This window comes from Cryobacterium zongtaii (assembly GCF_002909375.1).
Classification (GTDB): Bacteria; Actinomycetota; Actinomycetes; order Actinomycetales; family Microbacteriaceae; genus Cryobacterium; species Cryobacterium zongtaii.
This window is the reverse complement of record NZ_PPXD01000011.1, coordinates 62,673-73,189: the sequence shown is the minus strand read 5'-3', so window position 1 is coordinate 73,189 and position 10,517 is coordinate 62,673. Positions and strand designations below refer to the sequence as shown.

Annotated in this window: 4 protein-coding genes and 1 pseudogene; all 5 read right to left on the bottom strand. The window is 68.2% G+C overall.

The annotated features are described in order from the left end of the window. Positions 1–242: pseudogene (locus C3B61_RS09640) on the bottom strand (hypothetical protein); the annotation flags it as partial. Positions 243–251: 9 nt separating this feature from the next. Next, positions 252–2,729 (bottom strand): transglutaminase TgpA family protein, encoded by a 2,478-nt coding sequence (locus C3B61_RS09635; RefSeq protein ID WP_103460419.1) that lies wholly within the window; start codon positions 2,727–2,729, stop codon positions 252–254. Further along, the gene (locus C3B61_RS09630; protein ID WP_165787957.1) at positions 2,726–3,922 is read right to left on the bottom strand and encodes a DUF58 domain-containing protein; all 1,197 of its coding nucleotides are present in this window, start codon (positions 3,920–3,922) and stop codon (positions 2,726–2,728) included. Before C3B61_RS09630 ends, C3B61_RS09635 begins: the two co-directional genes overlap by 4 nt. A gap of 101 nt (positions 3,923–4,023) precedes the next feature. After that, the gene (locus tag C3B61_RS09625) at positions 4,024–4,992 is read right to left on the bottom strand and encodes an AAA family ATPase (RefSeq protein ID WP_103460417.1); all 969 of its coding nucleotides are present in this window, start codon (positions 4,990–4,992) and stop codon (positions 4,024–4,026) included. A 25-nt stretch (positions 4,993–5,017) separates the two neighbouring features. Further along, positions 5,018–10,369: an Ig-like domain-containing protein gene (locus tag C3B61_RS09620; protein ID WP_133160259.1), complete on the bottom strand. Its 5,352-nt coding sequence runs from the start codon at positions 10,367–10,369 to the stop codon at positions 5,018–5,020. Between the last annotated feature and the right edge of the window lie 148 nt (positions 10,370–10,517).

Sequence of the window (10,517 nt, the reverse complement as noted above, 5' to 3'; positions counted from 1 at the left end):
GGCGCGACCGCGGGGGCCCCGGCCGGCGGGGCGGCTCCCACCGTGGGCATCGGCGGGCCGGTCGGCGGCGCCGCATTGTCGGCGACCGCCGGAGCGCCACCCCCTGGCGCCGGCGGGATGGCGCCGATCAGGTTCTTGTGCGGCACCCGCGCCGTTGATTCCTCGTCGACCTCGGCGTCAGCCTCAGCGTCTTTCGAGCGAAACATCCCCGGCGGGGGAACTATGAAGTCCGGATTTTCCACGGTGCAACTCTACCTTCGGCCCGTGCCGGGGCCACGGCTGCCGCGCAGGTTCACCTGGCTCCAGTCCCGCTTGGCGCGGAGCCTGAACCTGGCGAGAATCCGGCGCAGGCGCCCGGCGGACTCCCCCGCGGTGGCGAGGGAGGCCAGTGCCGCCGTCCAATTGCTCTCCACGACCTCGTCGCTGACCTGCTCGCCGCCGAACACGGCGCTGTCGACGGAAGCTGCTACCGGCACCAGCCGGTGCGGCGCCACGAACTCCGCGGCGTCGACGATCTCCCCGGTGCCGTCGGGGCTGAGCAGCTGGGCGGCCAACTGCGCTTCCAGGCTGACGGCCACCTGACGACGGCTCGACGCGCGTGGCACCTCGAAACCAAGCTCGGAAAAGCCGTCCGCCAGCTCGGACCAGGCTCCGGCGGCGCGTTCATCGCCGGTCCCCTTGGTTCGGCGATTGCGGCGGCGGCGGGACTTCAGCGCGGCGATGACGAGGAACGGGACACCGATCAGTATCAGCGGGATGCCGATCGAACCGATCACGATCCAGGCCCAGCCGGGCAACTCGAAGTCCTTGTCCTTGTCCTCGTCCTTGGTGTCGTCGATTTCGACGGCGGTCAGCAGGTCGTCGGCTTCGTTGTCCATGCGCGGGGGCTGACGCACCTGCGGCTGGGGCTCGGTCTTGGGCTTGGGGGTCTGGTCCTGCGGAACGTCAGTCTGGTCAGGGGTGGGGTAGAACGCGACCCAGCCGACGCCTTCGAAGGCCACTTCCACCCAGGCCGTCACGTCGGTTCCGGTGATCTCTACTGTGCCGGCGTCCTCGGGCACATCGGGCGCGAAGCCCATCACCACGCGGGCCGGGTAATCCAGGCTGCGGGCCATCAGGGCCATCGCGGCGGCGTACTGTTCCTCATCGCCCACCATCTGGGTGCGGGTGAACAGTTCGTTGATACGGTCGGCGCCGTGGCCGGCCCTGGACGGGATGCCGTCAGAGGCCAGGCCGTGGCTGAGGAACCCCTTGGTCTTGAGCGCCTGTTCGATCGCCCGGAGACTGTCGATGGGAGTGTCGGCCGTGCCGGCGTACTCGATGGCCTTGGCCACGACGACGTCGGGGATGTTCTCGACCGCAGGCTGGGTGACGTCGGCGACGGGCACGTCCTGGAGGTCCTCATCCCGGTAGGTCTGCTGCAGCATGGCGTTCACCGTGTACTCATAACCGGGTTCGACACCGGTGGTGAGCACGGCGGTGCCGCTGTCGGCGTTGTAGCGCAGGGTCTCGGCCTCCTCCTGGCTGCCCGCGTCGTCGAAGTCCACGGTGGCCGGATACCCGATCACCGGCAGCCAGACGTCTTCGTACCCGACGACGTCGACGGTGACGGTGCTGTTCGCACTGCTGGTGACCAAGGCCGGTTCGGGAATGGTGCGGCCCACGAGGCGGAAGCTGCCGGAGCCGTTCACCAGGGAGTCCGCGGCGGCGACATTCCACAGTTTGCCGTCGTAGGCATCCATACTCGCCAGCCGCAGGGTCTCTCCGGGCTGCATTCCGGTCACGGAGAACAGCGGGGTGTCAGCGAGGGTCTTGGTGAACTGCCGGAAGCCGGCCAACGGGCTCGGGAACTCAAGCGGATCGAACGGCGGCTGGATCTCCTCGCGCAGCACGAATCGGTCCTTGGTCTCCGGTGCCAGGACACCGCCGACGAGAGCGCCGATCAGCACGGCTCCGACGACCAGGGTGGCGGTGCCCAGAAGCTTGCGTCGCAGCAGCCGAGCTGCGCCCGCGGCATCCGCGCGTTCCACTTTCGTGCGGCGCCAGCCGATCCAGACGATGGCGACAACGGCGAAGGCCACCCCGCGCAGGCCCGCGTAGAAGGTCTTGTCGGTGCCCATCAGGATGCCGGTCAGGTACAGCAGGACCGGCCCGATCAGGAGAACACCGGTGCGCCAGACCGTGCGCCGGCGGCCGGGCAGCCACCGGCTGGCCAGCATGGTGCCGACCAGGGCGATCAACCAGGCCGCGAAGTAGGGCAGCACCGGCATGTAATACGGTGCTTCCACGGGCGTGCCGAGGGTGACGATGTCCTTCCAGCCGAAGACCGCGCCCAACGCCAGGCCGGCGGTGGACGAGATGCTGGGGAACACGCCGAGCAGGGCTTCGCCGGGCATGGTGAACGGCGTGCCGAGCAGGAAGTACGCCAGGATGGCGGCGAGCACGCTGGTGACGACACCCAGCCGCAGTGCGTAGCCGAGCACGGCGATTCCGGTTCCCACGATCAGGCCGCCGAGGCCGGCGACCAGGAAGTTGTAGTCGCCGAAGGAGGTCTCCAGGCCCAGCACGCCCAGCAACGACAGCAGGCTCAGCACGGCGACGTCGGTCCAGGCGGCCCGCGGGAACGGCCGCCAGGCCGCGCGCAGTCCCGCCGGCCGGTCGGGGCGTGGCCTGGCTGCCGGCGCGGTCCTGGCCCGCGTTGTCGGACGGGGGCGGGTGAAGCGGCTCATCGGTGTACCCGTCGGAGAAGTTTGGGCAGGTCGGCCAGATCGCCGATGGTGACGACCGTGAGGCCGGACACCGTGGACAGCCGGGACTGCGCCCCGGGGTTGATACGGAACGCGAGGGTCGTGGCGTCCTTACCGAACAGGGTCTGCGCGGCCCGGAATTCGGTGAGGTCCATCAGCGAACCGGCGATGATCATGACCACGCTGGGCGGCGGCAGGCGCCGGGTGGCGGCCCGCGCGAATTCCCGCAGGCTCGGGAAGAGGCCGGACACGGCGTCGATCCTGGAGGTGTCGTCGAGCAGGGACACCGGGGTCGCGGTGCGCAGGGCGAGCTTCTCGGTGACCACGCTGAGGCCGGTGCCGTCGCGGATGATCTGCAGCGCCAGCGATGCGGTCACGGACACGGCGAGTTCGAACTCCTCGTCCGAGGCGTAGTACGCGGTCTCGGAGGTGTGCACGATGGTGAGCTGGGTGCGCCGGGTCTCTTCGAACTGACGCACCATCAGCTGCCCGGTGCGGGCGGACGTGCGCCAGTGCACATTGCGCAGCGGGTCGCCGGGCTCGTACGCGCGCAGGGCGTGGAAGGAGATGTCGTCGCTGGTGATCTTCTTGGTGACCTCACCCTCGAGGTCACGCATGAGGCCGGCGGCCGAGGAGGCGATCCGGGTGGTCACCGGGTGCACGAACAGCTCAACGGCCTCGGTCCAGCGCACGGTGCGCCGCATCAGGCCCAGCTGGTCACCGCGCACCGAGACGGCGGGGCCGGCGACGATCACGGCGCGGCGCTGGGTGGGCACGGCGAACAGCTCGTCGTGCACGGCGGCCGGTGCGAGCCCGGGGATGACGAACTCCGCCAGCCCGGTGCCGACGGGAAGTTCCATGCGGGCGGGCAGCAGGGCGCGCTCCCCCGAGTTCGTGACGGTCATCTGCCCCAGGGCCCGTTCGCCGGCGACGACGCGGTGCGGGTTCAGCTGCAGCTCGACGGCGTAGGTGGCCCGGCCGATGATGAACGGCACGGCAACGAGCACGGCGGCCAGCAGGGTGGTCGCCAGGTAGGTGAATTCCACCCAGCCGAACACGGCGCTCACGATGAACGCGGCGACCGCGCAGAGCAGCACCAACCGGCCGGCCGGGCCGATCACATCGACGACGGGGCGGATGCGCCCCAGCACGACGGCGAGCACCTGGCGGAGCAACCGCCAGGCGTGGGAGGCACCGGCCCCGAGCGCGCGACCGACCGATCTCAGGGCGTGTCTGGCCGGTGAGATCCTGACGGGCCCGCGCTCGGAGGCCCGTCTCATGCTGCGCGGAAGGCGGGCGGGGCCACCTCGACGAGGATCCGGCTGACGATGTCTTCGGCGGTGACGCCGGCGAAGTCGGCTTCGGGGTCGACCATGATGCGGTGCGCGAGCACCGGGATGGCCAGGTCGCGGATGTCGTCGGGGCTGACAAAGGTGCGCCCCTGCGACAGGGCCCAGGTCTTTGCCGCCCTGGCCAGGGCGAGGGCTCCACGCATGCTCACGCCGAGGGTCGAGGACACGTCGGTGCGGGTGGCGGTGACGATCTCGTTGAGGTAGCCGAGCACGGCGGCGTCCACGAACACCTCGGACGCCAGCTGGGCCATGGTGGTGACCGAGCTGGACGCGATGATCGGCGTGATCCCGGCGTCCCTGGACCGGTTCGACGAGTCCAGCAGCAGGGTGACGGCGGTGTCGTGATCCGGGTAACCGAGCGAGGTCTTGAACAGGAAGCGGTCGAGCTGGGCCTCGGGCAGCGTGTACGTTCCGGCCTGCTCGACGGGGTTCTGGGTGGCGATGACCATGAACGGGCTACCGACCTCGTGGCTGATGCCGTCGACGGTGACCCGGCCCTCTTCCATCACCTCGAGCAGAGCGGACTGGGTCTTGGGGCTGGCCCGGTTGATCTCGTCGGCGAGCACGATCGACGCGAAGATCGGTCCCTTGTGGAACTCGAAGAGGCCCTTGCCCTGGTCGTAGATGGTGACACCGGTGACGTCGGAGGGCAGCAGGTCAGGGGTGAACTGGATGCGCGAGTTGGTGCCGTCGAGGGTCTTGGCCAGGGCCTTGGCCAACACGGTCTTACCCGTGCCGGGGTAGTCCTCCAGCAGCACGTGGCCGTTGGTGAGCATCGCGGCGACAACGAGCCGGATCACGTGGTCCTTGCCGAGGATCGCCTGTTCGACGTTGCCGACGAGCTTGCCGAATGCTTCGGCGAACCAGTCTGCCTGTTCTTGGGTGACGCTCATGTGATGTTCTTCCTGTTCTCGTTCGTTAGCCGGAGCATGTGTTGGGCGCCAGGTTGTTCCAGGCCGTGCCGGAGATGGTGTTGGTCTCTGGGATACCGGTGGGCGCACCGGCGCCGATGATCACCTTGATGTTCTCGCCGCCCACCCGCACGCCCAGCCAGTTCTGGAGGCGTACCTTGCCGTTGGCGTTCAGGTCGTACCCGATGTTGGTGAATGCGCTCGAATCGCCGTTGATTGCGGTAGTGAGCCGGTGGTTGCCGGGTTTGAAGTTCTCGTACCGAACCTCCACGTAGTTACCCACCGGGGCGTTCGCGCCCTTGCACACGTACGCCCGGGGCGGCGGCGGCGGCGGCGCGGGTTGCGGAGTCGCCGTGTTCGAGGACGTCCACTCGCCGCAGCCGCGCGGGTTGCAGGCCCGAACCCGGTACTGGGCAGGCTGGTCGATGTTTCCGGTATCGGACGCCGATAGGGCGGAGGTATAGCGGTATCCGCTACGCCCCTGAACCCACTCGTAGTGGTACTCAGTTACGCCGCGCCCGCCGTTGCTGCCGGGTGCCGACCAGGTGAGTTCAAGCGCCCCGGTGCCCTGCCCGGGCGCCCTGAGCGTGGCGCTGGCAGGCGCCCCGGGCAGTCCATAAGGGGTGACGGTTGGGCTCGAGGCCGACGGCGTGGAGTCTCCGATGGCGTTCCGGGCGGTCACGGTGAAGTCGTAGTTGGACCCGTTGGTCAAGCCAGTGATGTCGTGGGTGCCGGCGCTCTTCACTGTCGTGGAGCCGCCGCCCCACCGGATCGTGTAGTCGATGATCTCTGAGTTGTTCGACGACGGGGCGGTGAAGCTCACCGTGGCGCTGCCGTCGCCCTCGACCGCGGTCGGCGCCTTGGGGGCATCCGGGTTGTTGCGGATCACGAAGGTGATCCTGGCCTTGGTCTGGCGGGCCGGGTCGCCGGTGGCGTCCTTGATCGTGTAGACCACTGTGAGAGTGCCGGTGGCGCCCGAGCCGGTCTTGATGGTGACGTCGTTGCCGGTGAACGCGACGGATGCGGAGCCGACCTGCTGTTCGATGACCGCGCCGATCACCACGAGCGGCTTACCGTCCTTGGCGAAGGGGTTGTAGTCGTTACTGAGCACGGGCACAGTCTCCGAGGTGCTCGGCCGGGTCTCGATACCCGCGCCGTTGGGGCCGGCATCGTCGACGGCCTGGGGAACGGGGCGGGTGGACGAGACCACCGTCACCTCGATCGAGCCGGGGATGGTGAATTCCTTGTAGGTCACCGAGAACGTGAGCTTCACCTTGGCGCCCGGCTGGGTGCCCAGCGGTGAGGAGATGGTGAGGTCGGCTCCGGCGAGGGTCGCGGCGACGGCACCGCTCGTTCCGCTGAGCGACCCGTAGCTGACCCTCTGAATGATGTCGGGGTTGGGGTGTCCTGTCGAGTTGCGCAGGTTCACGACCTGCGCACCCTCGCCGGCCTCCACGGTGACCTTTGACGGGGTGAAGGTCGGAGCGACGTCCTCGAAGTTCGGGTCGCCGACGGTGATCGGGATGGTGAGGGTCGCCTGGTTGCCCTTGGGGTCTCCGGCACCGGTCCCGTCGGTCACCACGAAGGTCAGGGCGGCGGGCCCTCGGTAATCGGCCGCGGCCACGAAGCTCAGTGACGTGGAACCATTCATGGCGTTCGAGCCGTCGCTGTTGGTGGCGGTGGCGCTGAGCAGCACGGCGGGGCGGCCGGAGGGGACCTCGACGATGTCGGCGAGGGACCAGCTCTTCGAGCCGTTCATCTTGATGACCTGCGGGCCGATGTCCTTCAAGAAGGGCGGCGGGAACACCTCTTCTTCCGGCGTCGGTTCGGCGTTCGCGGGATCAGACGGCTTCGGGGTGTTCGGCTCCGGCATGGCCGGCACGATGATGAACGCCGTGGCACTGAGCTTGTCGACCTCGTTGGTGAGCCTGTAGGCGATCGCCTGACGTTCGAAGGTGGGCTCGACTCGCACGACGCCGTTCGACTGGATGGCGCCAGAGGCGGCGTTGGGTCCCTCCAGGCTGATGACCAGCTCGTCGATCAGGCCGCTCGGGTTCTCGGCTCCCTCGAGCGCGTCGATGTCGACGGCCTGGCCGGCCTGAATCTCTTCGGGTTCGACGAGGTGGTCGATCGCCACGGGGTACTGAGCCTTGGCGTCCTCGGTGACCTTCACCTGAATGAAGGCCGTGTCGGCGCCGCCGTGCCCGTTGGTGATCTCGTAGCGCAGCGTGTATGTGCCCTCCTCGGCGGGCGTTTCCACGATGACGCGACTGCCCTCGACGGTGGCGATGATGCCGGGATCGACCTCGGGCAGCTTCTCGGAGAGGGTGAGCTTGTAGCCGTTGGGGTCGGAGTCGTTGAGCACGACCGGGATCGATCCGGTGCGGCCCGGTTTGATCTCGATGGCGTCGTCGATCGCGCTCGGCGCCAGCAATTCGACCGGGCGAGGGATCACGCCGATGCGCACGGAGCCTTCGGCGGTGGCGCCCAGGGTGTCTTCGACCTGGTACGTGAAGACATCCGTGCCCGCCGTGCCCGGGTAGGCCTCGTAGATGAAGAAATCGCTGCCCGCCTCGACGATCCGGCCGAGCTCCGGGGCGCTGGTGACGTCCTTCAGGTACACCGAGTCGCCGTCGGGGTCGATACCGTCCAGCGGCACCTGCACCTTGATGGTGGATTCGGCGAAGGTGCGCATGGTCAGCGGAAGCGGGGTGGGCGGCCGGTTGTTCTTGTCGTCCAGGGCGGTGACGGTGAACCGCACCGTGGCCGTCGCGGTCTCGGCGAATGCGTCGCTGATGCTGTACACGACACTGTAGGAACCGGCTTCCTGGGGAGCCTGGTAGCGCACCTGGTTGCCCGTGACGAAGGCCAGGCCGCCGACATCGGCGGTGTCGGCCAGGTCGGGGGCGACCGTCATGGTGGCGGAGTCGGGGTGGTAGTCGTTGTCGAGCACCGCAACGGAGACGATGTCGCCGGCGCGCACGCTCACCGAGTCGTCCACCGCGACGGGAGGCTGGTGCTTCACCAGCGGCGGCACCGGCACGACGGTGACTCCGGCGGTTGACGTGCCGTCGCCATCGCTGATCGTGTAGGTGAACTGCACCTGCTCGGTGAGCGCGGCGGCCGCGGTGACGCGCAGCACGGTGTTGGTGAGGATCTCCACGGTGACGAGGTCCTGCGTCGCGGTCAGGTCGACGGACTGCACGGCGAGGACCCGGCCGCTGGGTGAGACGTCGTTGTCGAGGACCGGGATCATCACCGGTTCGCCGGCGCGCAGGTACGCGGTGTCCTTGACCGCGATCGGCGGTTGCACGTCGTCGGGGTTCTCCAGCACGTCCACCCGGATCAGGCCGACGCTGGAGGTGGCGCCGGCGCCGAGGCTGTAGGTGAAGACGTAGCTGCCGGCCTTGTTCGCGGAGACGGCCACGGTGCCGCGCTCGAGGTTGGGCACGGCGGTGAGGTCGTTGGGCACTTCGTTGACCCCGATCAGGGCCAGCGGCGCACCGGAGGGGGTCACGTCGTTCTTGAGTGGTTCGATCAGGGCGGTCTCGCCCAGGAACACGGTGGTGAAGTCCGGAGTGCCGATGGGGTTGAGGCTGCCGGGCGCCTTCACGTCCACGGTCAGCACGCCGGTGGCGGTGAGCAAGCCGTCGGAGATGACGAACTGCACCTCCTTGACTCCGAGTTCGGCGGTCTTGGATTCGAAGGTAACAAAACCCTCGGGGCCGAACCGCACACCGTCACCGGTGGTCGGCGAGGCGGAGACCAGGTAGATGTCGTCGCCGTCGGGGTCGATCCAGTCCGAGAGCACGTTGTAGCTGACCAGCTGGCCCTGCTCCACGCTGATGGCGCCGGCCCGGTTCGACACCGGGGCCAGGTTTTCCTCCATCGGACGCATGGTCACGTTCACCTGTGCCTCGGCGACGGCGCCGCGACCATCGGCGACCGTGTACCGGAACGACACCGTTCCGGCCGCATCCTCGGCGGGAGTGAACTGCACGGCCCGGCCACCGTCGATGTAATCCAGGCTGCCCTGGGCCTGGGAGAAGCCGCTCAGATTCGACACCGTGAGCACGTCACCGTCGGGGTCGGTGTCGTTCTCCAGCACCGGCAAGACCGTGGTCTTGCCCGGCCGTACCCCGTACGCGTCGTCGCGCGCCAGCGGCGCCCGGTTCACATTCGTGCGCTCGGCCAGGGTGTCTTCGAAGGACTGTTGGGCGGCTTTCTCTGTGCCGTCCTCGGCGTCGGACTCCTCGGGCGGGGTGACCTCTTCCCAGTTCTCGACCAGGCGCATGTTCGAATCCACCAGCCACACGTTGCCGTTGGAGAGGTTGTTCAACGCGATCACATCACGGTTGACCCGAAACTCCAGCACCGACCCCTGGGTGGGCTGCTCGATGGTCTCCCGCAACACCTCGGACCCCTCACAGTCGGCGAGGTAACGCTGCGCACCCGACCAGGCCGCGTGCGCGCACCCATTCAACCAGACCGGTGCCGACACCGATTTCGGATCGGTCACGGCGGCATCCGGCTTCGCGTCGACCGTGACGATGTCGCCGCCGTTCAGAGGCACCCTCAGCAGCGCCTTCGTGGTCGCCACCAGTACCACGTCGTTCTCGGCCCCGGTCTGCTGCAGCTTCAGGGCGGTTTTGGGGACCTCAATGCTCTCACCGTCGACAACGAGCCGATGGTTCTCCGTGTCCAGCACAACGGCGGTGTCCCCCACCGCCGCGATCTGGAACTCGCCGAGCTTGGGCAGGTCGGTTTCGGCGGACTCGGGTTCCTCGGCCGTCGGGTCGAAGCTGGTGAGGGTCTTGTCGGTCTTGGAGGCGCCGAAGACCACGCCGCCCGGCGAGACGGCGATGTGGCCGCCCTTGCCCAGTTTCATCACCGGGTCGGTGGCCTTGGGGTCGAAGCTCAGTTCGCCGGCGGCGTTGATCACCCAGACCTCACCGGTGGACTGGTTCATCACCGCGATGGAGTCGCCGCCGTAGGCGATCTCAGACCCCTGGGCCACGTCGACGCGTTCGCCGAGGGTGGTGAAGGCCGGGTCTATGCGTTCGATGGTGCCCGCGCTGCCGTCGATCAGGAAGACGTCTTCGCCGTCCTGCACGACGTCAAAGGTGCTCGATGAAGCGTTGACCGAGGCGTTCAGCTCTTCGATCTGCCGGTTCAACCGGCCGGCCAGCAGCTCTTTGCCGTTGGTGACCCAGACATCGCGGGCGGAGAGGTCGACATCCGTCACCGGGAAACCCTCGTGCAGCACCGCGAACGACAGGGGCACGCCCGCCAGCACCGACAGGGCCACCACGGATGCCGATACCCTTCGGCCGCGCAACCACGAACTGAGGGTCCCCACCCGATTTCCCCCAAATGTGATGTTGATGCGTGTACGTGAAAAAGTATGGCCTATCGCGCCGTGACCTTTGGCACTGTCCCCTGACCGGCTCTTACGCTAACACGCGAACGGGGGCCACCTGGATGGGCAGGGGTACCCGTTCGTGCGT

Coding starts and splice junctions, on each gene's coding strand:
- C3B61_RS09635 (WP_103460419.1), bottom strand. CDS start 2,729: ATGAGCCGCTTCACCCGCCCCCGTCCGACAACGCGGGCCAGGACCGCG.
- C3B61_RS09625 (WP_103460417.1), bottom strand. CDS start 4,992: ATGAGCGTCACCCAAGAACAGGCAGACTGGTTCGCCGAAGCATTCGGC.